This is a genomic window from gamma proteobacterium symbiont of Axiagastus rosmarus, assembly GCF_059730925.1.
On sequence record NZ_AP035925.1, the window covers coordinates 1,500,936 to 1,526,088 of the forward strand.

Consider the following 25,153-nt stretch of genomic DNA (forward strand, 5'->3'; position numbering starts at 1 on the left):
GATAATGAAAACGCTGCTGATAAAAGATTCTTCACTCGGTCTGGCATCAGGCCATTTAGCCTCAGAACGTCTGCAGGCGGCGGCAGGGCAGGCGGGACTGACGCTGGTCGACAGCGCCGCGGACGCCGAACTGGTGCTGGTGATTGGCCAGCAGGTTACCGACAACGCGCAGCTCGCCGGCAAGTCCGTTGCCCTCGTGGATGTGCAGCAGGCGCTGCGCGATCCGCAGGCGGCACTGGCGCTGGCTAAAGATGCGGCGCAACCGTGGCAGCCGGCTGCGGCAACCCCGGCGGCAAGTGCACCGGCGCAGAGCTCCGGGCAGAAACGTATTGTGGCCGTCACTGCCTGTCCGACCGGCGTGGCGCATACCTTCATGGCAGCCGAGGCGATTGAGGCGGAAGCCAGCAAGCGCGGCTGGTGGGTAAAAGTGGAAACCCGCGGCTCAGTCGGCGCCGGCAACCCGATCACCCCGGAAGAAGTGGCGGCGGCCGATCTGGTGATCGTTGCGGCGGATATCGACGTTGACCTGGCGAAATTTGCCGGCAAGCCGATGTACCGTACCTCCACCAGTCTGGCGCTGAAGAAAACCGCACAGGAGCTGGATAAAGCGCAGGCAGAAGCCAAAGTCTGGCAGCCTTCCGGCAACCAGGCGGCAGCCAGCCAGAGCGACAGCAAAGAGAAAGCCGGTGCCTATCGGCATCTGCTGACCGGCGTATCTTATATGCTGCCGATGGTGGTCGCCGGCGGTCTGAGCATTGCGCTGTCATTCGCCTTTGGTATTACCGCGTTTAAAGAGCAGGGCACCTTAGCCGCGGCGCTGATGCAGATCGGTGGCGGCAGCGCCTTTGCGCTGATGGTGCCGGTGCTGGCGGGCTTTATCGCCTTCTCGATTGCTGACCGTCCGGGCCTGACGCCAGGTCTGATTGGCGGCATGATCGCCACCAGCATCAACGCCGGTTTCCTTGGCGGCATCATCGCCGGTTTCATCGCCGGTTACGCCGCGAAACTACTGAGCAGCAAAGTGAAGCTGCCGCAAAGTATGGAAGCGCTGAAGCCGATTCTGATCATTCCGCTGGTGGCCAGTCTGATTACCGGCCTGCTGATGATTTACGTAGTAGGCAAACCGGTTGCCGGCATCATGAGCGGCCTGACCAGCTGGCTGGCGAACATGGGCACCGCTAACGCGGTTCTGCTGGGCGCGATTCTGGGCGGCATGATGTGTACCGACATGGGCGGTCCGGTGAACAAAGTGGCTTACGCGTTTGGTGTCGGTCTGCTGAGTTCGCAAACCTACGCGCCGATGGCCGCAATCATGGCGGCCGGTATGGTGCCACCGCTGGCGATGGGGCTGGCAACGCTGGTAGCGCGTCGTAAGTTCAATAAAGGTCAGCAGGAGGGCGGTAAAGCCGCGCTGGTACTCGGCCTGTGCTTTATCTCGGAAGGTGCCATTCCGTTTGCGGCGCGTGATCCGATGCGCGTGCTGCCATGCTGTATCGTGGGTGGCGCAGTGACCGGTGCGATCTCCATGGCGATGGGGGCCAAACTGATGGCGCCGCACGGCGGGCTGTTCGTCCTGCTGATTCCAGGCGCCATTACCCCGGTGCTGGGTTACCTGCTGGCGATTGTGATTGGTACCCTGATTGCGGGTCTGGGCTATGCGATTCTGAAACGTCCGGAAGAAGAACTGGCCAAAGCCGCGTAACGGCAGCCAGGAACAACAAAGGGAGCCGCGGCTCCCTTTGTTATTGGCGACAGGCCCCGGTGAAACCCGTTACGCCTGCTGCTCTGCTTTCAGCCAGGCAATTTCATCCTTCCAGATATCCGGATTGATGGTTTCGAGAATCATCGGGATACCGTCAAAACGCGCATCCTTCATCAGCCAGCTAAACGCGGTCTTGCCAATGTTGCCCTCGCCGAGGCTGTGATGGCGATCCACGCGGCTGCCGAGCGTGCTTTTGGCATCATTGAGGTGCATACCGCGCAGATACTGGAAGCCTACCACGCGCTCAAACTCGGCAAAGGTGGCTTCACAGGCAGCTTCGCTGCGTAAATCATATCCGCCAGCGAAGGCGTGGCAGGTGTCGATGCATACGCCGACGCGCGATTTATCCTCGACGTGGTCAATAATCGCCGCGAGGTGTTCAAAGCGGAAACCGAGGTTGCTGCCCTGGCCGGCGGTATTCTCAATCACCGCTACCACGTTGTGGGTTTTATCCAGCGCAATGTTGATCGACTCGGCGATGCGCTTCAGGCAGGCATCTTCATCAATCTGCTGCAGGTGGCTGCCGGGATGGAAGTTGAGCAGCGTCAGACCAAGCTGTTCGGCGCGCTGCATCTCATCGATAAACGCCTCGCGTGATTTCTCCAGCGCGTCCACAACCGGATGGCCGAGGTTAATCAGATAGCTGTCGTGCGGCAGGATTTGCGCGGCGCTGAAGTTGTACTGATCGCAGGCGGTTTTAAAAGCGTCGATCACCTGCGCAGAGAGCGGCGCGGCTTTCCACTGGCGCTGATTTTTAGTGAACAGCGCAAAGGCTGTGGCTTCGATTTCATGGGCCCGGATCACTGCCTGGTCTACGCCGCCGGATGCGCTTACGTGTGCGCCGATATATTTCATGCCGCTCTCCTGAATGGGCGATTGCTGATGCAAAACGCCCATGATAGCGGATGCGCTTACGCCATGAAATGTTGCACCAGCACATTCAGTGCGCCGCCGCCAAGAATCAGCCAGATAAACATCAGCAGACCAAGCAGCAGCGGTTTGACGCCCGCCTGCTTCAGCGCGCCGAAACGGGTGGTTAAGCCCAGCGCCGCCATCGCCATCGCCAGCAGCAGATTCGCCAGCTGATTCAGTCCCGCTACCACCGGCGGTGGCAGCAGGTGCAGCGAGTTAAACAGCGCCACCACAATAAACAACAGGGCAAACCACGGAAAGCGGATCGGCTGCTGTGCCTGACGCTGGTGGCTGCGCTGGCGCTGCAGCCAGCTGCCGAGGATCAGCAGAAACGGTGCCAGCATCATCACCCGCAGCATCTTGGCGATGACAGCCGTGTTCTCCGTTTCCGCGCCCATCGCATGGCCGGCCGCCACCACCTGCGCCACTTCGTGCAGCGTCGAGCCGGTAAAGATGCCAAAGTGCTGTGCGCTGACCTGCGGCAGCAGCGTCCAGAGAAACGGGTACAGCACAATGCCGACGGTGCCAAACAGCACCACGGTGGCCACCGCGACCGCCACTTTCGACGGTGCGGCTTTGATCACCGGTTCACTTGCCAGCACCGCTGCCGCACCGCAAATGCTGCTGCCGGCACCAATCAGCCACACGGTTTCGCGATCCATTTTCAGTAAACGGATGCCGATCAGGCAGGTGATCAGAAAGGTTGAGCTCAGCACCAGCACATCAATCAGCACGCCGCTGACGCCGACATCGGCGATCTGCTGTATGGTGATGCGGAAGCCGTAAAGAATGATGCCGAGTCGCAGCAGTCGCTGTTTGGCCAGCAGCACCCCACTGTCGCACGGGGTCGCAACGCGGGGATACAGGCTATTACCCAGCACGATGCCGATAATGATGGCCAGCGTCAGCGCGCCGAATCCCGCGCCAGCCAGCCACGGCTGATTGGCCAGCCACGCGGCACCTGCGGCGATGGCGGCGGTCAGCAGCAGTCCCGGCAGCCAGCGATGAACATGAAAAGGGGTTTTGTTGACGCTTAGTTCAGCCATAATACGCTTCTCCTCAGTGAGGCTTTAGCGTGCGCCTGGCTGGCTTAAAAGTGAAATTGATAATATATTTATAATCAACCGGAATAAGTGATAAAGAAGGGCAACAATGTTCATGCGCTTGCGCCGCTGGGCGAAGCTCATCAAACGGGACGTGCTGACGCTGTGGTTTGCCTGTCGCGATCCGCGTACGCCGTGGTGGTTTAAGCTGCTGGCGTTTGGCATCGTCGCTTATGCGCTCAGCCCCATCGATCTGATTCCGGACTTCATCCCGATTATTGGCCTGCTGGATGACGCGATTATCATCCCGCTTGGCGTGATGATCCTGCTGCGTCTGCTGCCGCGCGACGTGCGCATCAGCAGCGCCGAACGCGCCGAGGTGCAACGGGCGCGCGGCAAAAAGATCGTCAGCTGGAGCGGCCTGATTCTGATGCTGCTGATCTGGCTGGCGGTGGTGATCTATCTGGTGAAGCGGTACGCCATGTAAGGAGCACGCATGCACATTACGCTGCGTCAGATTGAAGTGTTTACCGAGGTGCTGAAAAGCGGCTCCACCACGCAGGCCTCGCAGGTGCTGGCGCTGTCGCAGTCGGCGGTCAGCGCGGCCCTGGCCGATCTGGAAAGTCAGCTCGGCGTGCAGCTGTTTGACCGCGTCGGCAAACGGCTGGTGCTCAACGAGCACGGCCGGCTGCTCTATCCGCGTTCGGTCGGGCTGCTGGAGCAGGCGATTGAGATCGAACAGCTGTTTAAAGAAGACAACGGAGCGATTCGCCTGTTTGCCAGCAGCACCATCGGCAACTATCTGCTGCCGGGGATGATCGCCGCGTATCGCCGTGATTTTCCCACGCTGCCGCTGGAGCTGAGCGTCGGCAACAGCCAGGACGCCATCAATGCGGTGGCTGATTTTCGCGTCGATATCGGCCTGATTGAAGGGCCGTGCCATGAGCCGGATATCATCAGCGAACCGTGGCTGGAAGATGAACTGGTGGTGTTCGCCGCGCCGGATGCGCCGCTGTTACAGCAGCCGGTGACGCTGGAGACGCTGGCCGCTGCGCCGTGGATCCTGCGCGAGCGCGGTTCCGGTACGCGTGAGATTGTCGATTACCTGCTGCTGTCGCACCTGCCGCAGTTTCAGCTGGGGATGGAGTTAGGCAATTCGGAGGCGATTAAACACGCGGTGCGCCACGGCATGGGCATCAGCTGCTTATCGCGCCGGGTGATTACCGATCTGCTTGAGGCGGGCACGCTGACGGAAGTGCCGGTGCCCCTGCCGCGCCTGACGCGCACCCTGTATCGCATCCATCACCGGCAGAAACATCTGTCGAAAGCGCTGAGCCGCTTCCTCGCCTATTGCCGGGAATAGCTGCGGTGTGTCCTGTGCTGTGGCTAATAATTCCCGGCCGATTATGAAGGTAACTAATAACCCGAGGCGAATGCTATACAGTGCAGGCTTTGCTGCTACAATCGCGCCTTATTTTTATTCAGCATAGCGTTTACACATGCATAATGACTCAAAAACAACACAACAACCTGGGCTGCGCCGTGAATTAAAAGCGCGCCATCTCACCATGATCGCCATTGGCGGTTCTATCGGCACCGGCCTGTTTGTCGCCTCGGGTGCCACTATCTCTCAGGCGGGTCCTGGCGGTGCGTTACTCTCCTACGCGCTGATCGGCCTGATGGTCTACTTCCTGATGACCAGCCTCGGCGAACTGGCGGCGTTTATGCCGGTCTCAGGTTCCTTTGCCACCTACGGCGCCAAATATGTCGAAGAGGGCTTCGGCTTCGCGCTGGGCTGGAACTACTGGTACAACTGGGCGGTGACCATCGCCGTTGACCTCGTCGCCTCACAGCTGGTGATGAACTACTGGTTCCCGGATACGCCGGGCTGGATCTGGAGCGCGCTGTTCCTCGGTCTGATGTTCCTGCTCAACTACATTTCGGTCAAAGGCTTCGGCGAGGCGGAATACTGGTTCTCGCTGATCAAAGTCGCCACCGTTATCATCTTTATTGTGGTCGGTGTGCTGATGATTACCGGCATCCTGCGCGGCGCAGAAAATGCAGGCTGGCACAACTGGACGGTGGGAGATGCGCCGTTTGCCGGCGGGTTTGCGGCGATGATTGGCGTGGCGATGATTGTCGGCTTCTCCTTCCAGGGCACCGAACTGATCGGGATTGCCGCCGGTGAATCAGAAGACCCGGCGAAGAATATCCCGCGCGCGGTGCGCCAGGTGTTCTGGCGTATTCTGCTGTTCTATGTGTTCGCGATCCTGATCATCAGCCTGATTCTGCCGTATACCGATCCGCAGCTGCTGCATAACGATGTCACTGATATCAGCGTCAGCCCGTTCACGCTGGTGTTCCAGAATGCCGGTCTGCTGTCCGCGGCGGCGGTGATGAACGCGGTGATCCTGACGGCGGTGCTGTCGGCGGGTAACTCCGGCATGTACGCCTCAACGCGTATGCTGTTTAACCTGGCGCAGGAAGGCAAGGCACCGCGCATTTTTGCGAAGCTGTCGAAAGGCGGCGTACCGCGTAATGCCCTGCTGGCGACCACGGTGGTGGCAGCGCTGTGCTTCCTGACCTCGAAATTTGGCAATCAGGAAGTGTACCTGTGGCTGCTGAATACGTCAGGGATGACCGGCTTTATCGCCTGGCTCGGCATTGCTATCAGCCATTATCGCTTCCGCCGCGGCTATGTGGCGCAGGGGCTGAATCTGGCCGATCTGCCTTACCGCTCCGGCTTCTTCCCGCTGGGTCCGATGTTTGCGTTCGCGCTGTGTCTGATCATTACGCTGGGGCAGAATTATCAGGCATTCCTCGCCGATCGCATCGACTGGTACGGCGTAGCCGCAACCTATATCGGCATTCCGCTGTTCCTGGTGATCTGGCTGGGCTATAAGCTGACGCGCGGCACCCGCTTCGTGAAATACAGCGAGATGGAATTCCCCTCCTTTAAGCAGTAATGCCTGACAACGCGGCCACGGCCGCGTTTTTTTTGCGATCTATTACGCTATGCAAACCTGGCGCAAACCATTCGGGCTTTGTTACAGAGACAGCATTGATAATTATTATCACCTGCTCTATTGTGGCAGCCGTTATAAGGCGACAGGAAACAGGTAGAACAATGCGTAGTACGGACTCCGCGCTGGTGGCGGAACATGGCACCGAAGCCGATACCCTGACCCGTTATCGTCAGGTTCTGCGTCAGCGACTGCTGCTGATTGGTGTGCTGGTGCTGGCGATCCTCGCTTCAGTTATCCTCGATTTCACCCTTGGCCCGGCCGGCCTGACGCTCGACACGCTGTGGCAAACGCTGCTCCATCCCGCAGCGGTGGACGCCGGCACGCGCGTGATCGTCTGGGACATCCGTCTGCCGTATGCGCTGATGGCAGTGGTGGTCGGCTTCTCACTCGGCCTCGCCGGCGCTGAAATGCAGACCATCCTCAATAACCCGCTGGCCAGCCCGTTTACGCTCGGCGTCTCGTCGGCAGCGGCGTTTGGTGCCGCGCTGGCAATCATTCTCGGCATCGGTATTCCCGGCGTGCCGGACCAGTGGCTGATCTCCGCCAATGCCTTTGTCTTCGCCTTGTTTGCCGCGCTGATGCTGGATGGCATCACGCGCTGGACCAAAGTCTCAACCTCCGGCGTGGTGCTGTTTGGCATCGCGCTGGTGTTCACCTTTAACGCCCTGGTTTCGATGATGCAGTTCATCGCCAGCGAAGATACGCTGCAGGGCCTGGTGTTCTGGACCATGGGCAGTCTGGCGCGTGCCTCATGGGAAAAACTGGGCGTGCTGAGCGCCGCCTTTGCCATCCTGCTGCCGTTCTCGATGCTCAGCAGCTGTAAACTCACGGCGCTGCGCCTGGGTGAAGATCGCGCGGTGAGCTTCGGCATTGATGTGCGGCGTCTGCGGCTGGCGACGCTGTTGCGCATCAGCATTCTCTCAGCGCTGGCGGTGGCATTCGTCGGCCCGATCGGCTTTATCGGCCTGGTCGCGCCGCACATTGCGCGCATGATGTTTGGTGAAGATCACCGCTACTATCTGCCGGCCAGTGCGCTGACCGGCGCGCTGGTGCTGTCGCTGGCGTCGGTGGCCTCGAAAAACCTCATCCCCGGCGTCATCATTCCGGTCGGCATCGTCACCTCGCTGGTGGGCGTGCCGTTCTTTCTCAGCATTATTCTGCGGCATCGGGGGACAGTGTGATGGAGCAGGGCTTACGCGTCAGCCACTTTTACGCCGGTTACCCGAAGCGGAACGTCATCGACGATCTCAATGTCACGCAGCTGCCACGCGGCAAAATCACCGTGCTGCTGGGGCCCAACGGCTGCGGCAAATCGACGCTGCTGCGCGCGCTGGCCGGTCTGAGCAAAGGGCAGGGCGAGCTGTGGCTCAACGGTGAAGAGCTGATGAGCCAGCCGTTTGCCCGGCGCGCGCAGCGCGTGGTCTATCTGCCGCAGACGCTGCCAGCCGGTGTGCATCTGCACGTGCTGGAGTCGATCATCGTGGCGCAGCGTGCCTCCGGTGGATTACACAGCGCCGCCAGTGAAGCGGAAATCATGCACCTGCTGGAGCAGCTGGGCATTGCCCACCTGGCGATGCGTTATCTCGATCAGCTGTCCGGTGGCCAGAAGCAGCTGGTCGGGCTGGCGCAGTCGCTGATTCGCCGTCCGGAACTGCTGCTGCTGGATGAACCGCTCAGCGCGCTGGATTTGAATTATCAGTTCCACGTGATGGATTTGGTGCGGCGCGAAACCCGGCTGCGCAACATGGTGACGGTGGTGGTGGTGCATGACATCAATATCGCGCTGCGTCATGCCGATCACGCGCTGATGCTGAAGCAGGGGCAACTGCTGGCCGACGGTGTGCCGTCGCAGGTGATTACGCCGGAGACGCTGGCGCAGGTGTATGGCGTGCGCGGCCGCATTGAGCACTGCTCACAGGGCATGCCGCAGGTAATGATTGATGGGCTGGTGGCGGAATCGCTGGCCTGACGCCAGACACGTTCTGCCCCTCAGCATCAGAGGGGCAGAAAAGTGCACTACGCCAGTAAATGCTGCGCGTGGAACCGCAGATGGTCCTCCACAAAGCTGGCGATAAAGAAGTAGCTGTGGTCATACCCCGGCTGGATACGCAGCTCCAGCGGGAAGTTCTGCTCGCGCGCCACTGCTTCCAGCCGCTCCGGGCGTAGCTGATCGGCGAGGAACTGATCGCTATCGCCCTGATCGATCAGCACCGGCAGGCGATGTTCAGCGTTCTGCATCAGCAGGCAGCTATCCCACTCGCGCCACGTCTGGCGATCGTCGCCCAGATAGGCGGCAAAGGCTTTCTGTCCCCACGGCACTTCGGTCGGATTGACGATTGGCGCAAACGCGGACGCCGACGCAAAGCGCCCGCCGAGGCGCAGCGCCAGCACCAGCGCGCCGTGGCCGCCCATCGAATGCCCCATTACCGACTGGCGATCGCTCAGCTTGAAGTTATCCGCCACCAGTGCCGGCAGCTCCTCGCTGAGATAATCGAACATGCGATAATGTACCGCCCACGGTTGCTGCGTGGCGTTGAGATAAAACCCGGCACCCTGGCCCAGATCGTACCCGCTGTCATTGGCCACTGCATCGCCGCGCGGACTGGTGTCCGGCATAATCAGCACCAGACCGAGTTCGGCCGCCACGCGCTGCGCACCGGCTTTGGTGGTGAAGTTCTCATCGTTGCAGGTCAGCCCGGCGAGAAACCACACCACCGGCGGCGGCGCGTCGTCGCGCGGCGGTGGCAGAAAAATGCTGAACGTCATCGGGCAGTTGAGCACGGCCGACTGATGACGCCAGCGCTGCTGCCAGCCGCCAAAAATACGGTGTTCTTCCAGCAGCTCCAGAGTGGATGCCATGTCGCCTCCTGCTTACTTATTAAAATGCACCACGGAACGGATCGATTTGCCTTCATGCATCAGCTCAAATGCCTCGTTGATCTCTTCCAGCGGCATGGTGTGGGTGATGAAATCATTCAGCGCAAACTTACCGTCGAGGTAATCCTGCACGATGCCTGGCAGCTGAGTGCGTCCTTTCACGCCGCCAAACGCCGACCCGCGCCATACGCGACCGGTAACCAGCTGGAACGGCCGGGTAGAAATCTCTTCGCCGGCACCGGCAACGCCGATAATCACTGATTCGCCCCAGCCTTTATGGCAGCACTCCAGCGCGGAGCGCATCACGTTGACGTTACCGATACACTCAAACGAGAAGTCCACGCCGCCGTCGGTCATCTCGACGATAACCTCCTGAATTGGCTTGGAAAAATCTTTCGGATTAACCAGGTCGGTCGCGCCCAGTTTGCGCGCCAGGTCAAACTTGCTGGTATTGATATCAATACCGATGATGCGACCGGCCTTCGCCATTTTCGCCCCAATGATCGCCGACAGGCCAATACCGCCGAGGCCGAAAATCGCCACGGTGTCGCCTTCTTTCACTTTGGCGGTATTCATCACCGCGCCCATGCCGGTGGTTACGCCACAGCCGAGCAGGCACACTTCTTCCAGCGGCGCTTCTTTGCTGATTTTCGCCAGGGAGATTTCCGGTACGACGGTGTACTCAGAGAAGGTCGAGGTGCCCATGTAATGGAAGATTGGCTTGCCGTCTTTGAAGAAGCGGGTGGTGCCGTCGGGCATCAGCCCTTTGCCCTGCGTGGTGCGGATTGCCTGACACAGGTTGGTTTTGCCGGAGAGACAGAATTTACACTTGCCGCACTCTGGCGTGTACAGCGGGATCACGTGATCGCCGACCGCCACGCTGGTAACGCCTTCGCCCACCGCTTCAACCACGCCGCCACCTTCGTGACCGAGGATCGCCGGGAATACGCCTTCCGGATCTTTACCTGACAGGGTGTAAGCATCGGTATGGCACACGCCGGTGGCAACGATGCGCACCAGCACTTCCCCTTTCTGTGGCGGCATCAGATCCACTTCTTCAATCTTCAGCGGTTCGCCAGCAGCCCAGGCCACGGCCGCGCGGGTTTTAATCATGTTCATGCAATCCCTCTTCCTGTGATGTCGTGATTGGATAAAAAATAACGCTTACTCAGCGGCCTGCAGCGGATGCAGCAGTTCATCGTTGAGCGGGCGGTCATCAAACATTTCAATAATCAGATACTTCAGCGCCTCAACGTTGGGCGTAAAGGCGTCGCGGCGCCACATCAGCCAGGTGGCCGTGTCGCGCCAGGTCGGCGGCAGGCTGTGCTGCTGCACGCGCGCGCGGGCCGGCATCTGCGCCAGCACCGAGGCGGGAATCATTGCCACGCCGCCACCACCGGCTACGCAGGCGACCATGGCGTGATAAGACTGAATCTCCATAACGCTGTGCGGTGCGCTCTGGCTGTCGCGATACCAGGACTCCAGCCGGGTGCGGTACGAGCAGCTGTTGCCAAAGGCAAACAGCGTATCGCCCTGCGTATCGCGGGCGCTGTGAATCGGCGCGTGTTCGAGGCTGGTGATCAGCACCATCTCTTCACGAAAGGCGATGCAGCCATTCAGGTCGTCATGACTGGCCGGACCGTCCACCAGCGCCGCCGCCAGCGTGCCGGCGCGCACTTTATCGATGATATCGCCTGAGGTGCCGGTCACCAGCGACAGCGCGACGTTGGGGAAGCGCTGATGATAGGCGGCCAGCAATCCCGGCAGGCGGGTGGCGGCGGTGCTCTCCATCGAACCGAAGGCAAAGTTACCACCGGGTTCACCGGCGCGCGCCATGTTCAGCGCCTCGTCGCTCAATGCCAGAATACGCTGCGCATAATTGAGGAAATTGTGGCCCATCGGCGACAAACGAATGCGCTGCTTCTCACGAATAAACAGATCGACGCCGATTTCTTCTTCCAGCTGTCGCAGTCGCGTGGTGAGATTAGACGGCACGCGATGCAGCATTTCGGCGGCGCGCGCCAGTGAGCCGGTTTCGGCCACGGAACAGAACATGCGGAGCTGTACTAAATCCATATTCTCTTCTCGTAAACAACTTGGTTAATATTATTCACTTTTCGTGAGTCTAAACGTCATGCATGCTGCTGACAAGTGATAATCCAATCGATCCGGAGTCAGAATGGCGTGGCGAGTCGCGCTTAGCGCGTTTTTAAGTTTAGTGGTTGCAATGGGGATTGGGCGATTTGCGTTTACCCCGCAGGTGCCGCTGATGATTCACGACGATCAGCTCACGCTCGCCAGCGCCAGCCTGGTCGCGGCGCTGAACTATCTCGGTTATCTGGCCGGATCGTTTGACGCGATGCGCGCGCAGCGGCGCGTGGAGTGGCGGCTGCAGCTGGGTGTCTGGGGTGCCGTCGCGCTGACGTTGCTGTCCGCCTGTATCAGCGGGCCGTGGCTGCATGCGGTGGTGCGTTTTCTGATCGGCGTCGCCAGCGGCTGGGCAATGGTGCTGGTGGCAGCATGGAGCAATGAGCAACTGCTGCATCACGGCCGGCCGGGCCTGTCGGCAGCGGTGTTTGCCGGTCCCGGCACCGGCATCTTCATCAGCGGCATGCTGGCGGTACTGCTGCACGCCAGCGGCGTGAGCGCGGCGTTTGCCTGGGCGGCATATGGTGTGCTGGCGCTTCTGCTAATTGCCGCGATTGCGCGTTTCCTGCCGCGCAGCGGACAGCTGCATCGTCCGCAACAGGCCGCCGCACCGCTGCTGCTGACGCGTGACCTGAAGCGCCTGATCCTCAGCTACAGCCTCGCTGGCTTTGGCTATATTCTGCCCGCCACCTTCCTGTCGCAAATGGCGGCGGCGCGCTTCCCTGATAGCGCTTTTGCGCAGTTTGTCTGGCCGGTGTTTGGCGGGGCGGCGGTGATCGGCATCGTGCTGGGGATCGTGACGCGCCACTGGGGCAGCAGCCATCGGCGGCTGGCGCTGGTGCTGTGGGCGCAGGCGCTGGGCGTGATCGCCGCCATCGTACTGCCGGGCATCAACGGTCTGTTGCTGGCGGCGCTGCTGATTGGCGGCGGCTTTCTCTGCGTGGTGCAGCTGTCGCTGCAGTACAGCCGGGAGCTGGCGCCGCACCACGCGCGCTATCTCGCCGGCCTGCTCACGACCGGTTATGCCATCGGACAGCTCGGTGGGCCGCTGCTGTCCTGGATTTCCAGCCTGCTGTGGCACCGGCTCGATCCGGCGCTGTGGGTGGCCGGCGGTGGTTTGCTGCTGGCGGGGGCGCTGGTGATGCGGCGATCGCCCACCTGAAACGCTTTCATTTCCAATCGGATTGATTGCTGGATTAAGCGCGCATTGTGTTTCACAATACGCGCTCAGAATTTCCCCCGCAGGCGCAGACCTGCGGGCGCATCACCTGCCGGAGAAGAGTACGATGAGCACCTTAAGTCAGGAAGCCGCCCTGGTTCACGAAGCACTGCTGGCGCGTGGCCTGGAAACGCCATTACGCGCCCCGGTGCGCGACATGGACGACGCGTCACGCAAGCGCGAGATCGCCGGCCACATGACCCAGATTATGCAGCTGCTGAATCTGGACCTGGAAGACGACAGCCTGATGGAGACGCCGCACCGCATCGCCAAGATGTACGTCGACGAAATCTTTTCAGGTCTGGATTACGCCAACTTCCCGAAAATCACCGTCATCGAAAACAAGATGAAGGTGGATGAAATGGTCACCGTGCGTGATATCACCCTGACCAGCACCTGTGAACACCACTTCGTGATCATCGACGGCAAAGCCACCGTGGCCTATATCCCTAAAGACAAGGTGATTGGCCTGTCGAAGATTAATCGTATCGTACAGTTCTTCGCCCAGCGTCCGCAGGTGCAGGAGCGTTTAACCCAGCAGGTGCTGGTGGCGCTGCAAACCCTGCTGGGCACCAATAACGTGGCGGTGTCGATCGATGCGGTGCACTACTGCGTGAAAGCGCGCGGCGTCAAAGATGCGACCAGCGCGACCACCACCACTTCACTCGGCGGATTGTTCAAATCGAGCCAGAACACGCGTCAGGAGTTTCTGCGCGCGGTACGCCACAGCTAAGCAGCGCGGGCGGCGTCGTTGTCGCCCGTGTTCCTCTCACCGTCAGGGCACTCGATGCAACGCTATCTCGCGCTGGATTTCATTCGTGGTTGCGCCATTCTCGGCATATTGCTGCTGAATATCGTCGGCTTTGGTCTGCCCTCGGCGGCCTATCTCAATCCGGCCTGGCAGGGTGAAGCCTCCGTTTCTGATGCCTGGACCTGGGCAATCATGGATGGTCTGGCGCAGCTAAAATTCCTGACGCTGTTTGCGCTGCTGTTTGGTGCCGGACTGGCCCTGCAGGTGCCGCGCGGCAGCCGCTGGATCTCCTCACGCTTAACGCTGCTGGTCTTCATCGGGTTCATCCACGCGGTGTTCCTGTGGGAAGGCGACATCCTGCTGGATTATGGCCTGATTGGGTTGATTGTCTGGCGCATGCTGCGTGACGTGCCGTCGGAGCGGGCGCTATTACATACCGGCGTGCTGCTCTATCTGGTGGGCTGTGCCGTGCTGCTGGTGTTTGGCGTCATCTCCAGTCCGCAGCCGACGCGTTCGTGGCTGCCGGGCGCGGCAGATCTGGAGTATGAGAGCTACTGGAAACTGGTCGGTGGCTGGGAAGCGGTGCAGAATCGCCTCGAACACCTGTCATCCGGCCTGATGGCGCTGGCTTCGCAGTATGGCTGGCAGCTGGCCGGGCTGATGCTGATCGGTGCCGCGCTGATGCGCAGCGGCTGGCTGAGCGGCCAGTTTAGTCTGCAACACTACCGACGCGCGGCGGCGCTGTTACTGACCATCGGCTGGCTGATTGCCATACCCGGCGTGCTGGCGCAGTGGCTGCTACAGTGGGAATTTCGCTGGAGCGGCTTTTTCCTGCAGGTGCCACGCGATCTCGCCAGTCCGTTTATCAGCCTTGGCTACGCTGCGCTCTGTCTTGGTTACTGGCCGGCCATCGCCGCCACGCGGTTCAGTTACGCCATTCAGTGCGTCGGGCGCATGGCGCTGAGCAATTATCTGCTGCAGACGCTGATCTGCACCACGCTGTTCTACCGCTTCGATCTGTTCCTCAAATTTGACCGCCTGCAGCTACTGGCTTTTGTACCGGCCATCTGGCTGGTCAATATTCTGTTCTCCGGGCTGTGGCTGCGCGTCTTCCCGCAGGGACCGATGGAGTGGCTCTGGCGCCGGCTGACGCAGCTCGCCGCCGGAAAAGCGGATAACGCGTCCGCCGGCAGATAATGATGTTCATCACAAAGGTTGCATAATTGTATGTAACCGTTTTCATCCGTGTGACGTAATTCACGCAGCTGTTTCCGATGCCCTGACAGAATAGCGCCGTTACGCGCCAGTCGCGCATTTTCTCCTCTGTGGAACAACTGCATGATAACGATTCGTGATGTCGCCCGTCAGGCCGGGGTTTCCGTTGCCACCGTGTCGCGGGTGCTCAATAACAGCAGTGCAGTCACCTCTGATACCCGCGAAGCCGTGCTGCAGGCGGTTGAATCGCTCGGCTACCGGCCGAATGCCAACGCGCAGGCGCTGGCTACCCAGGTGAGCGATACCATCGGCGTGGTGGTCATGGACGTTTCCGATCCCTTCTTTGGTGCGCTGGTTAAAGCGGTGGATACCGTGGCGCAGCGCATGCACAAGCATGTGCTCATCAGCAATTCGTGGCATCAGGAAGAGAAAGAACGTCATGCCATTGAGGTGCTGATCCGCCAGCGCTGCAACGCGCTGGTGGTGCACGCGAAAACGCTTACAGACGCGGAACTGGCGCAGTTTATGGATCAGGTTCCCGGTATGGTACTGATTAATCGTACTATTCCCGGTTACGAGCACCGCTGCGTCTGCCTCGACAATGTTACCGGGGCGCAGGTAGCGACGCGCATGCTGTTACAGCAGGGCCATCAGCGCATTGGTTACCTCAGCTCCAGCCATCCGATTGAGGACGTGGCTCAGCGCCGCGACGGCTGGCTGCAGGCACTGGCGGAGCAGGGCATCCGCCCGCCGGAGGGCTGGATTGCGCATGCCGAACCGGACATGCAGGGCGGTGAAGCCGCGATGGTGGAGCTGCTGGGGCGTAATCTGCACCTCACTGCGGTGTTCTCCTATAACGATGGCATGGCGGCCGGTGCACTCACCGCGCTGAAAGATAATGGTATTCAGGTACCGCAGCATTTCTCTGTCATCGGCTTCGATGACATTCCCATTTCCCGTTACACCGACCCGCAACTGACCACGGTGCGCTATCCCATTGTTTCTATGGCGAAACTGGCGACTGAGCTGGCCCTGCAGGGCGCAGCAGGCACGCTCGATCCGCACGCCGCGCACTGCTTCATGCCTACGCTGGTGCGGCGCCATTCGGTGGCGCAGCGGCAAATTGTGGAGTCGGTCACTAATTCAGGCGATAGCGCCGTGTAACCGTTTCCAATCTGTGATTGTATTCACAGTTAATTAACATGGCGCTCACTATGATGGCAGCGTCTTACCGGACTGAAACATTATGTAACGCCGGGCTTTCCTTCCCCGGTCTGGTTTCAGTAGCCGATTGAAATGGTTCACAACACACTTCAGGAAGCGTTTACCTACAGGGAAGTCAGGATAGCGATGGTGGTCCGGCTTGGTAGCAGCGCCTGCCCCATAAAAAATAGCGTTTCAACCGACTGCGCTGTCTGCCCGCAGGCAATACGGCGCGATGAAATACCCTGCATAAAAAAACCGGAGATACCATGAATAAGAAGGTTTTCACGCTCACAGCACTGGTTGCCAGCATGATGTTTGGTGCAACTGCGCACGCCGCCGATACCCGCATTGGCGTGACAATTTATAAATATGACGACAACTTCATGTCGATGGTGCGCAAGGACATCGAAAAAGAGGCGAAAGCCGTTGGCGGCATTCAGCTGCTGATGAACGACTCACAGAACGACCAATCCAAACAGAACGACCAGATTGACGTGCTGATGGCGAAAGGCGTGAAAGCGCTGGCCATCAACCTGGTGGATCCGGCTGCTGCGGCAGTGGTGATCGACAAAGCGCGCTCGAACGACGTGCCGGTGGTGTTCTTCAACAAAGAGCCTAACGCGAAAGTGCTGGCCAGCTACGACAAAGCTTACTATGTCGGTACCGACTCCAAAGAGTCCGGCATCAAGCAGGGTGAGCTGATCGAGAAACACTGGAAAGCTACGCCAGCCTGGGATCTGAACAAAGACGGTCAGATTCAGTTCGTGCTGCTGAAAGGTGAACCGGGCCATCCGGATGCCGAAGCACGTACCAAATACGTCATCGAAACCCTGAACAAAGACGGCATCAAAACCCAGCAGCTGGCGATGGATACTGCAATGTGGGATACCGCGCAGGCGAAAGACAAAGTGGATGCCTGGCTGTCTGGCCCGAACGCCAACAAAATTGAAGTAATCATCGCGAACAACGATGCGATGGCGATGGGTGCGGTTGAAGCGCTGAAGGCGCACAACAAAACCAGCATTCCGGTGTTTGGTGTTGACGCCCTGCCAGAAGCGCTGGCGCTGGTGAAATCCGGTGCGATGGCCGGTACCGTGCTGAACGATGCGGAAAACCAGGCGAAAGCCACGCTGGACATTGCTAATAACCTGGCCAATGGCAAAGAGCCAACCGCAGGTACTAACTTCAAGATGGACGGCAAAGTGGTCCGCGTACCGTACGTACCGGTTGATAAAGAAAACCTGTCGCAGTTTGTGAAGTAATTCGTCCCGGGCGCGGCTTTTCTGCCGCGCCTTATTGCATCTGACCAACGCTTTTTTTAGCCAGGTAAATTATGGCCAGTGAGAATCCGACCACACAGCGAGAATATCTGCTGGAGATGACGAATGTCTCGAAATCATTTCCAGGGGTGAAAGCCTTAGATAATGTGAATTTAAAAGTGCGGCCGCACTCCGTCCATGCCTTAATGGGTGAAAACGGCGCCGGTAAATCCACTTTATTAAAATGCCTGTTTGGGATTTATAAAAAGGATACGGGGAGCATCCTGTTTCAGGGTGAGGAAATAGATTACAAATCCTCCAAAGAGGCGCTGGAAAATGGCGTTTCAATGGTGCATCAGGAATTAAATCTGGTGCTGCAGCGCAACGTGATGGACAACATGTGGCTGGGGCGCTATCCGCGCAAAGGTCCGTTTGTCGATCAGGATAAAATGTATCGTGATACCAAAGCGATCTTTGATGAATTAGATATTGATATCGATCCGCGCGATAAAGTCGCGACGCTTTCGGTATCGCAAATGCAGATGATTGAAATCGCCAAGGCGTTTTCCTATGACGCGAAAATCGTCATTATGGATGAGCCCACGTCATCGCTGACCGAAAAAGAAGTTAACCACCTGTTCACCATTATCCGTAAGCTGAAAGATCGCGGCTGCGGTATTGTTTATATTTCGCATAAAATGGAAGAAATTTTCCAGCTGTGCGATGAGATCACCATTCTGCGTGACGGCCAGTGGATTGCCACCCAGCCGCTGGAAGGGCTGGACATGGACAAGATCATCGCCATGATGGTCGGCCGTTCGCTCAACCAGCGCTTCCCGGACAAAACTAACGTGCCGGGTGAAGTGATTCTGGAGGTGCGCAATCTGACCTCGCTGCGCCAGCCATCGATCCGTGATATCTCGTTTGATCTGCATAAAGGCGAGATTCTCGGGATTGCCGGCCTGGTGGGCGCCAAGCGTACTGACATTGTGGAAACCTTATTTGGTATCCGTGAGAAGTCGGGCGGCACCATTAAACTGCACGGTAAAGCGATTAATAACCACAGCGCCAACGAAGCCATCAACCATGGTTTTGCGCTGGTAACGGAAGAGCGGCGTTCCACCGGGATTTATGCCTACCTGGATATTGGTTTTAACTCGCTCATTTCTAATATCAAGAAATATAAATCCAGTATGGGTCTGCTGGATAATAAACGCATGAAAAGCGATACCCAGTGGGTCATTGATGCCATGCGGGTGAAAACGCCCGGCCATCATACCCAAATTGGATCGCTCTCCGGCGGTAACCAGCAAAAAGTCATTATTGGTCGCTGGTTATTGACGCAGCCGGAAATACTGATGCTTGATGAACCGACGCGCGGTATTGACGTCGGCGCTAAATTCGAGATTTATCAGCTGATCTCGGAGCTGGCGAAAAAAGAAAAGGGCATCATTATTATCTCTTCTGAAATGCCAGAGCTGTTGGGCATTACCGACCGTATTTTGGTAATGAGTAATGGTCAGGTAGCGGGCATTGTCGATACTAAAACGACCTCGCAGAATGAAATCCTGCGTTTAGCGTCATTACACCTTTAATGAAGCAAGGGCTTTAACATGAAAGCGACTACTAAAAAGAATGCGCTAACCTGGTTAAAAGAGGGCGGCATTTATGTTGTCCTGTTGGTACTGCTGGCGATTATTATTTTCCAGGATCCGACCTTTTTAAGCCTGATGAACCTGAGTAACATTCTGACTCAGTCATCGGTCCGTATTATTATCGCCCTCGGCGTAGCCGGTCTGATCGTGACTCAGGGCACCGACCTGTCGGCAGGGCGCCAGGTGGGTCTGGCGGCGGTGGTGGCGGCAACGCTGCTGCAGTCGATGGATAACGCCAACAAGGTGTTCCCGCATCTGGAAACCGTGCCGATTCCGCTGGTGATTCTGACCGTGTGCATCATCGGTGGCGTGATTGGTCTGGTTAACGGCGTGATCATCGCTTACCTGAAGGTGACGCCGTTTATCACCACGCTGGGCACCATGATCATCGTTTACGGCATCAACTCGCTGTACTACGACTTCGTGGGCGCTTCACCGATTGCCGGATTTGACGCTGGCTTCTCGAAGTTTGCCCAGGGCTTCCTGCGCTTCGGCGACTTCAAGCTGTCGTTTATCACCTTCTACGCGATTATCGCTATCGTGTTCGTCTGGATCCTGTGGAATAAAACCCGCTTCGGCAAAAACATTTTTGCTATCGGCGGTAATCCAGAAGCGGCGAAAGTCTCTGGTGTTAACGTTCCGCTTAACCTGATCCTGGTGTATGCGCTGTCCGGCGTGTTCTATGCCTTCGGCGGGATGCTCGAAGCGGGCCGTATCGGCAGCGCCACTAACAACCTCGGCTTTATGTATGAGCTGGATGCGATTGCGGCCTGCGTGGTGGGCGGCGTGTCGTTTGCCGGCGGGGTAGGTACCGTCGCGGGTGTGGTGACCGGTGTGATCATCTTCACCGTCATCAACTACGGTCTGACCTACATCGGCGTGAACCCGTACTGGCAGTACATCATTAAGGGCGGCATCATCATCTTCGCCGTGGCGCTTGATTCGCTGAAATACGCGCGCAAGAAATAGCAAAGAACCAGGTCAACCATCAGGGCTGCGGCAACGCGGCCCTTGTTGTTTTTGTTGTACATTGAGAATAGCGGTGAGACTTGCAGGGGATGGCCGGTATTTTGTAGGGTGCGCATTGATGCGCACCGGCAGCATCGCCGCGATCCTGCTTAACTCGCCAACGTCAGATCCAGCTGCTGGCCTCTCGCCGATTATTTCCGTAGCTTCTCTTCCAGCTCGAGCAACTGTTCCGGTGTGACCGCCGGGTAGCTCTGCGCATCTTCCGGCACTTCATGCACCGCCGGAATCGGCACCAGCGGGCCAAGGAAACGCGGCTCGCGCTTCATCAGATAGAGATCCGCCAGCGCACCGAGGCGCGCACCCACCTCGCGGAACCGCACCGATAGCATATTCTTGGGCGACGGCACGGCGTAGCACTGCGCCTGAATGCCAAGGTGCTGGGCGATATACAGTGCGCGTTCGCAATGGAAGCGCTGGGTAATGATGATGAAGTCGTTGGTGTCGAAGACTTTGCGTGTGCGCACAATCGAATCCAGCGTACGGAAACCGGCATAATCCAGCACGATGTCTGAGGGATCGACGCCGGCTTTGATTAAATCACGTCGCATGGTCATCGGCTCGTTGTAGCTCTGCAGCGCATTATCGCCGCTCAGCAGCAGATAATTCACCTTGCCGCTGTTGTAAGCGTTGAGCGCGCCCTGAATGCGATACAGGTAATACTGATTGATGACGCCGGTGCGGTAATACTTGGCGGTGCCCAGCACCACGCCGACCTGACGATGCGGCAGCGAAGCGACATCTTCATAAATAAACGGCGCGGTTCGCCAGCTAATCCAGCGATCGAGGCCGAGCGCGGTCGCCATCACCAGTAATATGATGATAAACAGAGCAAAGAAAACGCGTTTAAGTATGCGCACGGGCACTCGGTTGACGAAAATTCAGATGGGTCAAGGCTACTTGAGGCGGCACGGCTAAGCAAGTTCGCGCCGGTCGGCTGGCGTTTTTTTAAGCGCTGCCGCACCTGAAGCGTGCGGCAGCGTCGGTCTGCAATTAAATCGAGGTACGGCGGTAGTGACGATACTGCGGCAGCCAGAAGTTGTTGTTGATGGCTTTCGACAGCACGTCCTCGGAGGTGACCACCGCCACGCCCGCCAGCTGCGCCGCTTTGCCCACTTCCATGGCGATCACTTTGGAGACGCCCTGGATGTCCTTAATTTCTGGCAGCACCGGACCTTCACCGTCGTTAACCAGCGGTGAGCAGTCAGCCAGCGCGCGGCTGGCGGTCATCAGCATCGAATCCGTTACGCGGGTGGCACCGGCAGCGATCACGCCGAGACCGATACCCGGGAAGATATAGGAGTTGTTGCACTGGGCAATCGGGTAGGTTTTGCCTTTCCAGGTGACCGGTGCAAACGGGCTGCCGGTGGCGACCAGCGCGTCGCCGTCGGTCCAGGCGATGATATCAGCCGGGGTCGCTTCCACGCGTGAGGTCGGGTTCGAGAGCGGCATCACGATCGGGCGTTTGCAGTGCTTGTGCATCTCGCGAATGATCTCTTCGGTGAACAGTCCCGGCTGGCCGGAAACGCCGATCAGGATATCCGGCTGGGCATTGCGCACCACGTCGAGCAGTGAAATCGAATCGCTGGTGACGTCCCAGTCTTTCAGATTGTCGCTCTTCTGCACCAGCTTGCTCTGGAAATCGAGCAGGTTAGGCAATTTGTCAGTGAGCAGGCCGAAACGGTCTACCATCATCACGCGCGCGCGCGCTTCATCATCGCTCAGGCCTTCGGATTTCATCTGTGCGACGATCTGCTCGGCGATACCGCAGCCGGCGGAACCGGCACCGAGGAACACCACTTTCTGCTCGCACAGACGGCTGCCTGCGGCGCGGCTGGCAGCGATCAGCGTGCCCACCGTGACAGCGGCCGTGCCCTGAATATCGTCATTGAAGCAGCAGATCTCATCGCGGTAACGCTCCAGCAGCGGCATGGCGTTTTTCTGCGCGAAATCTTCAAACTGCAGCAGCACGTTTGGCCAGCGGCGCTTCACCGCCTGAATGAATTCATCAACGAAGGCTTCATACTCTTCGCCGGTGATGCGCGGATGGCGCCAGCCCATGTAGAGCGGATCGTTCAGCAGTTGCTGATTATTGGTGCCGACATCCAGCACCACCGGCAGGGTGTAGGCCGGGCTGATGCCACCACACGCGGTGTACAGCGACAGCTTACCGATAGGAATGCCCATGCCGCCGATGCCCAGATCGCCGAGGCCGAGAATACGCTCGCCGTCGGTGACCACGATAACTTTGACATTCTGCTTGGTGGCGTTTTGCAGCATGTCTTCAATGCGGTCGCGGTTGTTATAGGAGATAAACACCCCGCGCGCGCGACGATAAATTTCTGAGAAGTGCTCGCAGGCCGCGCCAACCGTTGGGGTGTAGATGATCGGCATCATCTCTTCCAGGTGGTTGTCCAGCAAGCGATAGAATAGCGTTTCGTTGGTGTCCTGGATGTTGCGCAGGTAGACGTGCTTGTCGTTATTGTTTTTGAAGTCCAGGAACTGACGCCAGGCGCGCTCGGCCTGCTCTTCGATGGTTTCTACGGCGTCTGGCAGCAGGCCATTGAGGTTAAATTCGTTACGTTCTTCCAGCGAGAAGGCGCTGCCTTTGTTCAACAGCGGAAATTCCAGCAGGATCGGACCCGCGTAAGGAATATACAGCGGACGTTTACTTTCGTACTCGAGTTCCATGCAGTGTTTGCTCCGGTTGCAGTGTTTTCTGACGTGTCGCCAGCAAGAAGGTAACGCCAGACCCGTTTATTGTGAAGTTCTGGCGCCCGATCCTATGAAAATTCCTGCAGATGTACAGCTTTTGTTAATAGAAGGTCACAAAAGCGGTAAAAGGATCACTAAACTGTTGGTTTCGAAACTAAAGTAACTGAGAAATTGCTGCAGCCGAGCGCGGCGAGGGTGGTGCGGGTGGCATCAAACTGGCTCAGCGTGGCGTCGGCGCTTTCTGCCAGCACCGCCTGCTGAATCTCCTCCAGCGCTTCGTTGTGCATATTCATCAGAATCAACGCGGCCTGTAATGGCGGCAGGCTCGGGTTAAAGGCGGCATTTTCGGCATAGCGCCCGGTGTAAATCTGGCCGCTGCGGCTCTGCAACGCCACGCCGCTATAACTCTGGCTGTAAGGTGCATGGCTGCGGCTGGCGGCATCAATCGCGGCCTGCTGCAGCGCATCGCCCTGCGGCAGGAAACCGTGGTCGACGGGGGTCAGCAGCCGTTCGCTGATATTGAGATCGGCCGGGCCAAAGGCGTCCGGTAAATAATCGGCCAGCGTGCTGACCGCGCGGCCCGGCAGGCTGATGCGAATCGCCGTACCGCTATTCAGTTCATTCATAAACTGGCGACAGTGCCCGCACGGCGTGTAGTTGACGGTAATGGTCGCCAGCTGCGCTTCGCCCCGCAGCCAGGCATGCGTGACTGCGCTCTGCTCGGCGTGGACCGTTTGCTGCAGCGGCGCATGTAAGAACTCCATATTGGCACCGAAGTACCAGTGGCCACTGATGCCGCGCGCAATAGCGCCCACGTTAAAGTGCGAAACCGGTGCCACGGCACAACAGGCGGCAATCGGCAGCAGTGCGAGTGCCAGCGCATCATCATCCAGACCGGTTGCCTGTTGCAGCTGAGTCACCTCCTGCGGTCGCAGCACGCCGTGAAAATCAGCAGCGTCCAGCAGCGGCTGGAGCGCGCTCTGCAGCGTAGCGGGCAGGGCAGAGAAAGCGGAAGTGAATCGTGCATGCATGATGTTATGGCCTCATTAACTCGTCAGCGGCGAAGCGCCGCCTCAAGGTTTATATGTGATCCATGTCGCTATGACAATGCAAGCTGATTGGCTTGTTTCAACTTTGCGAGATCTCTCGCAAGTTTTACCCCAGTAAGCGCATCAGCAAAGGAAAAATGAAAGGCGCCAGTAACGAGGTGATGATGCCGCAGATTACCAGCGCCAGCGAGCTGAAGGCGCCTTCCTGATAGTCAATCTCCGCGGCGCGCGCGGTGCCGAGCGCATGTGACGCGTTGCCAATCGCCAGCCCGCGTGATGACTTGCTGCGCACTTTAAACAGATTCAGCAGCATGTGACCAAACACCGCGCCCAGCACGCCAGCAATCAACACGCAAATGGCGCTGATGGCCGGAATACCGTGTAGCGAGCCCGATACTGCCATGGCGATGGGCGTGGTCACCGACTTCGGCAGGATGGTGGCTGCGATTTCCGGCGTCGCCCCCATCCACAGCGCGATCGCCGTGCCGGACACCATGGCGGTAATGCTGCCGATAAAGCAGACGCTAATGATGGTTTTCCAGCGCGCGCGAATCTGGTGCATCTGCTCATACAGCGGCAGCGCCAGCGCCACCACGGCGGGCTGCAGCAGCTGATTAAGCAGCGCGCTGCCGGCGAAATAGCGCGCGTAGGGCAGGTGCGTCAGCAGCAGCAGTGGAATAATGATCGCCATGGCTACCAGCAGCGGATTGACGATAGAGAGGTTGATTCTGGCTGCCAGACGGCGTGCCAGCAGATACGCCACTACGGTAAGTGGCAGTGACCACCAGGCGTCACTCATGGCCGGACTCCTTCGGACGCTGCAGGCGCTCGGCGCTCAGGCCGACAATCAGTAATACCAGCAGGGTGCTGACCATGCAGGAGACGACAATCGGGCCAAACTGTGCGCTGAGGATATCGGTGTAGCCCATCACGCCAACGCTGATCGGCACAAACAGCAGCGCCATGTAGCGGATCAACAGCTGACAGCCGGGTTTCACCCACGTTACCGGGATAATCTGCAGCGCCAGCAGGGCAAACAGCAACAGCATGCCAAGGATGCTGCCGGGAATGGTAAATGGCAGCAGGGCAGCAAGGCCGTTGCCGGCATACAGCGCGGCATAGACGATGGCAAAGGCGCGCAGATAGCGCCAGCAGGCAGATAGCACGGTGGGCATGTCAGGCTCCTGTTTTCGTGGCGCTTCATCATACGCATTAAGCGCTTAGCGTGCTAGCGATCACACTGGAATGCAGATTCAGGATTTCAACACCTCTGCTTTGAAGCTGAGTAAA

The 25,153-nt window shown here is 58.6% G+C and carries 23 protein-coding genes; 13 read left to right on the top strand and 10 right to left on the bottom strand.

Annotation, left to right across the window (positions count from 1 at the left end; translation table 11 throughout):
* Nucleotides 1-4: 4 nt before the first annotated feature.
* A complete protein-coding gene (gene fruA, locus AC6I8F_RS06910; RefSeq protein WP_058769933.1) occupies nt 5-1,702 on the top strand; it encodes a PTS fructose transporter subunit IIBC in 1,698 nt (565 codons plus the stop codon).
* 69 nt (nt 1,703-1,771) lie between these two features.
* Here fruA and nfo read toward each other — a convergent pair whose 3' ends face one another.
* On the bottom strand, nt 1,772-2,617 hold the full coding sequence (gene nfo / locus AC6I8F_RS06915; protein ID WP_132465074.1) for a deoxyribonuclease IV: 846 nt from the start codon (nt 2,615-2,617) through the stop codon (nt 1,772-1,774).
* 56 nt (nt 2,618-2,673) lie between these two features.
* Nucleotides 2,674-3,720: a YeiH family putative sulfate export transporter gene (locus tag AC6I8F_RS06920; protein WP_498028662.1), complete on the bottom strand. Its 1,047-nt coding sequence runs from the start codon at nt 3,718-3,720 to the stop codon at nt 2,674-2,676.
* A 106-nt stretch (nt 3,721-3,826) separates the two neighbouring features.
* On the opposite strand from AC6I8F_RS06920, the gene AC6I8F_RS06925 reads away from it, so the two are divergent.
* From AC6I8F_RS06925 to AC6I8F_RS06945, 5 genes are all read left to right on the top strand, one after another.
* The gene (locus AC6I8F_RS06925) at nt 3,827-4,204 is read left to right on the top strand and encodes a YkvA family protein (RefSeq protein WP_058757253.1); all 378 of its coding nucleotides are present in this window, start codon (nt 3,827-3,829) and stop codon (nt 4,202-4,204) included.
* 9 nt (nt 4,205-4,213) lie between these two features.
* The gene (yieE, locus tag AC6I8F_RS06930) at nt 4,214-5,080 is read left to right on the top strand and encodes a DNA-binding transcriptional regulator YeiE (protein WP_498028663.1); all 867 of its coding nucleotides are present in this window, start codon (nt 4,214-4,216) and stop codon (nt 5,078-5,080) included.
* A 136-nt stretch (nt 5,081-5,216) separates the two neighbouring features.
* Nucleotides 5,217-6,683, top strand: coding sequence for an amino acid permease (locus tag AC6I8F_RS06935; protein ID WP_021509272.1), 1,467 nt, complete (start codon nt 5,217-5,219; stop codon nt 6,681-6,683).
* Nucleotides 6,684-6,844: 161 nt separating this feature from the next.
* A complete protein-coding gene (locus tag AC6I8F_RS06940; protein WP_498028664.1) occupies nt 6,845-7,924 on the top strand; it encodes a FecCD family ABC transporter permease in 1,080 nt (359 codons plus the stop codon).
* Complete coding sequence (locus tag AC6I8F_RS06945; protein WP_021509274.1) at nt 7,924-8,712, top strand: ABC transporter ATP-binding protein; 789 nt, start codon at nt 7,924-7,926, stop codon at nt 8,710-8,712. The genes AC6I8F_RS06940 and AC6I8F_RS06945 overlap by 1 nt, the downstream gene beginning before the upstream one ends.
* 47 nt (nt 8,713-8,759) lie before the next feature.
* Here the strand turns inward: AC6I8F_RS06945 and fghA are convergent, their stop codons facing one another.
* From fghA to ptrR, 3 genes are read right to left on the bottom strand one after another with little or no spacing between them, the layout of a single operon-like run.
* Nucleotides 8,760-9,602 (bottom strand): S-formylglutathione hydrolase, encoded by an 843-nt coding sequence (fghA, locus tag AC6I8F_RS06950; RefSeq protein WP_498028665.1) that lies wholly within the window; start codon nt 9,600-9,602, stop codon nt 8,760-8,762.
* A 12-nt stretch (nt 9,603-9,614) separates the two neighbouring features.
* Nucleotides 9,615-10,739: an S-(hydroxymethyl)glutathione dehydrogenase/class III alcohol dehydrogenase gene (locus tag AC6I8F_RS06955; protein ID WP_152390648.1), complete on the bottom strand. Its 1,125-nt coding sequence runs from the start codon at nt 10,737-10,739 to the stop codon at nt 9,615-9,617.
* Nucleotides 10,740-10,784: 45 nt separating this feature from the next.
* The gene (gene ptrR / locus AC6I8F_RS06960; protein WP_058757258.1) at nt 10,785-11,696 is read right to left on the bottom strand and encodes a putrescine utilization regulator PtrR; all 912 of its coding nucleotides are present in this window, start codon (nt 11,694-11,696) and stop codon (nt 10,785-10,787) included.
* Nucleotides 11,697-11,799: 103 nt separating this feature from the next.
* Between ptrR and AC6I8F_RS06965 the strand changes: the two genes are divergently transcribed.
* From AC6I8F_RS06965 to mglC, 7 genes are all read left to right on the top strand, one after another.
* Entirely contained in the window at nt 11,800-12,930 is a 1,131-nt protein-coding gene (locus tag AC6I8F_RS06965) for a YbfB/YjiJ family MFS transporter (RefSeq protein WP_127834345.1), read from the top strand.
* Nucleotides 12,931-13,054: 124 nt separating this feature from the next.
* Nucleotides 13,055-13,720: a GTP cyclohydrolase I FolE gene (gene folE / locus AC6I8F_RS06970; RefSeq protein WP_021509279.1), complete on the top strand. Its 666-nt coding sequence runs from the start codon at nt 13,055-13,057 to the stop codon at nt 13,718-13,720.
* A gap of 54 nt (nt 13,721-13,774) precedes the next feature.
* A complete protein-coding gene (gene yeiB, locus AC6I8F_RS06975; RefSeq protein WP_498028666.1) occupies nt 13,775-14,935 on the top strand; it encodes a DUF418 domain-containing protein YeiB in 1,161 nt (386 codons plus the stop codon).
* A gap of 141 nt (nt 14,936-15,076) precedes the next feature.
* Nucleotides 15,077-16,117, top strand: a complete 1,041-nt coding sequence (galS, locus tag AC6I8F_RS06980) for an HTH-type transcriptional regulator GalS (RefSeq protein WP_058757261.1) — start codon at nt 15,077-15,079, stop codon at nt 16,115-16,117.
* Nucleotides 16,118-16,425: 308 nt separating this feature from the next.
* Complete coding sequence (gene mglB / locus AC6I8F_RS06985; RefSeq protein ID WP_021509282.1) at nt 16,426-17,421, top strand: galactose/glucose ABC transporter substrate-binding protein MglB; 996 nt, start codon at nt 16,426-16,428, stop codon at nt 17,419-17,421.
* Between the two features lie 71 nt (nt 17,422-17,492).
* Entirely contained in the window at nt 17,493-19,013 is a 1,521-nt protein-coding gene (gene mglA / locus AC6I8F_RS06990) for a galactose/methyl galactoside ABC transporter ATP-binding protein MglA (RefSeq protein ID WP_021509283.1), read from the top strand.
* An 18-nt stretch (nt 19,014-19,031) separates the two neighbouring features.
* Nucleotides 19,032-20,042 (top strand): galactose/methyl galactoside ABC transporter permease MglC, encoded by a 1,011-nt coding sequence (gene mglC, locus AC6I8F_RS06995; RefSeq protein ID WP_021509284.1) that lies wholly within the window; start codon nt 19,032-19,034, stop codon nt 20,040-20,042.
* 191 nt (nt 20,043-20,233) lie between these two features.
* On the opposite strand, the gene sanA is transcribed toward mglC, so the two are convergent.
* The 5 genes from sanA to AC6I8F_RS07020 form a co-directional block, all read right to left on the bottom strand.
* Nucleotides 20,234-20,953, bottom strand: a complete 720-nt coding sequence (gene sanA, locus AC6I8F_RS07000; protein WP_031280053.1) for an outer membrane permeability protein SanA — start codon at nt 20,951-20,953, stop codon at nt 20,234-20,236.
* Nucleotides 20,954-21,092: 139 nt separating this feature from the next.
* Nucleotides 21,093-22,790: an NAD-dependent malic enzyme gene (locus AC6I8F_RS07005; protein ID WP_058757262.1), complete on the bottom strand. Its 1,698-nt coding sequence runs from the start codon at nt 22,788-22,790 to the stop codon at nt 21,093-21,095.
* A gap of 158 nt (nt 22,791-22,948) precedes the next feature.
* Entirely contained in the window at nt 22,949-23,845 is an 897-nt protein-coding gene (gene cdd / locus AC6I8F_RS07010; RefSeq protein WP_021509287.1) for a cytidine deaminase, read from the bottom strand.
* A 124-nt stretch (nt 23,846-23,969) separates the two neighbouring features.
* Entirely contained in the window at nt 23,970-24,662 is a 693-nt protein-coding gene (locus AC6I8F_RS07015; protein WP_021509288.1) for a CidB/LrgB family autolysis modulator, read from the bottom strand.
* Complete coding sequence (locus tag AC6I8F_RS07020; protein WP_021509289.1) at nt 24,655-25,038, bottom strand: CidA/LrgA family protein; 384 nt, start codon at nt 25,036-25,038, stop codon at nt 24,655-24,657. The genes AC6I8F_RS07015 and AC6I8F_RS07020 overlap by 8 nt, the downstream gene beginning before the upstream one ends.
* Nucleotides 25,039-25,153: the final 115 nt, after the last annotated feature.

Excerpts from the sequence above, each read along its gene's own strand:
- fruA (WP_058769933.1), top strand. The coding sequence starts at position 5 with ATGAAAACGCTGCTGATAAAAGATTCTTCACTCGGTCTGGCATCAGGC.
- nfo (WP_132465074.1), bottom strand. The coding sequence starts at position 2,617 with ATGAAATATATCGGCGCACACGTAAGCGCATCCGGCGGCGTAGACCAG.
- AC6I8F_RS06920 (WP_498028662.1), bottom strand. The coding sequence starts at position 3,720 with ATGGCTGAACTAAGCGTCAACAAAACCCCTTTTCATGTTCATCGCTGG.
- AC6I8F_RS06925 (WP_058757253.1), top strand. The coding sequence starts at position 3,827 with ATGTTCATGCGCTTGCGCCGCTGGGCGAAGCTCATCAAACGGGACGTG.
- yieE (WP_498028663.1), top strand. The coding sequence starts at position 4,214 with ATGCACATTACGCTGCGTCAGATTGAAGTGTTTACCGAGGTGCTGAAA.
- AC6I8F_RS06935 (WP_021509272.1), top strand. The coding sequence starts at position 5,217 with ATGCATAATGACTCAAAAACAACACAACAACCTGGGCTGCGCCGTGAA.
- AC6I8F_RS06940 (WP_498028664.1), top strand. The coding sequence starts at position 6,845 with ATGCGTAGTACGGACTCCGCGCTGGTGGCGGAACATGGCACCGAAGCC.
- AC6I8F_RS06945 (WP_021509274.1), top strand. The coding sequence starts at position 7,924 with ATGGAGCAGGGCTTACGCGTCAGCCACTTTTACGCCGGTTACCCGAAG.
- fghA (WP_498028665.1), bottom strand. The coding sequence starts at position 9,602 with ATGGCATCCACTCTGGAGCTGCTGGAAGAACACCGTATTTTTGGCGGC.
- AC6I8F_RS06955 (WP_152390648.1), bottom strand. The coding sequence starts at position 10,739 with ATGAACATGATTAAAACCCGCGCGGCCGTGGCCTGGGCTGCTGGCGAA.
- ptrR (WP_058757258.1), bottom strand. The coding sequence starts at position 11,696 with ATGGATTTAGTACAGCTCCGCATGTTCTGTTCCGTGGCCGAAACCGGC.
- AC6I8F_RS06965 (WP_127834345.1), top strand. The coding sequence starts at position 11,800 with ATGGCGTGGCGAGTCGCGCTTAGCGCGTTTTTAAGTTTAGTGGTTGCA.
- folE (WP_021509279.1), top strand. The coding sequence starts at position 13,055 with ATGAGCACCTTAAGTCAGGAAGCCGCCCTGGTTCACGAAGCACTGCTG.
- yeiB (WP_498028666.1), top strand. The coding sequence starts at position 13,775 with ATGCAACGCTATCTCGCGCTGGATTTCATTCGTGGTTGCGCCATTCTC.
- galS (WP_058757261.1), top strand. The coding sequence starts at position 15,077 with ATGATAACGATTCGTGATGTCGCCCGTCAGGCCGGGGTTTCCGTTGCC.
- mglB (WP_021509282.1), top strand. The coding sequence starts at position 16,426 with ATGAATAAGAAGGTTTTCACGCTCACAGCACTGGTTGCCAGCATGATG.
- mglA (WP_021509283.1), top strand. The coding sequence starts at position 17,493 with ATGGCCAGTGAGAATCCGACCACACAGCGAGAATATCTGCTGGAGATG.
- mglC (WP_021509284.1), top strand. The coding sequence starts at position 19,032 with ATGAAAGCGACTACTAAAAAGAATGCGCTAACCTGGTTAAAAGAGGGC.
- AC6I8F_RS07005 (WP_058757262.1), bottom strand. The coding sequence starts at position 22,790 with ATGGAACTCGAGTACGAAAGTAAACGTCCGCTGTATATTCCTTACGCG.
- cdd (WP_021509287.1), bottom strand. The coding sequence starts at position 23,845 with ATGCATGCACGATTCACTTCCGCTTTCTCTGCCCTGCCCGCTACGCTG.
- AC6I8F_RS07015 (WP_021509288.1), bottom strand. The coding sequence starts at position 24,662 with ATGAGTGACGCCTGGTGGTCACTGCCACTTACCGTAGTGGCGTATCTG.
- AC6I8F_RS07020 (WP_021509289.1), bottom strand. The coding sequence starts at position 25,038 with ATGCCCACCGTGCTATCTGCCTGCTGGCGCTATCTGCGCGCCTTTGCC.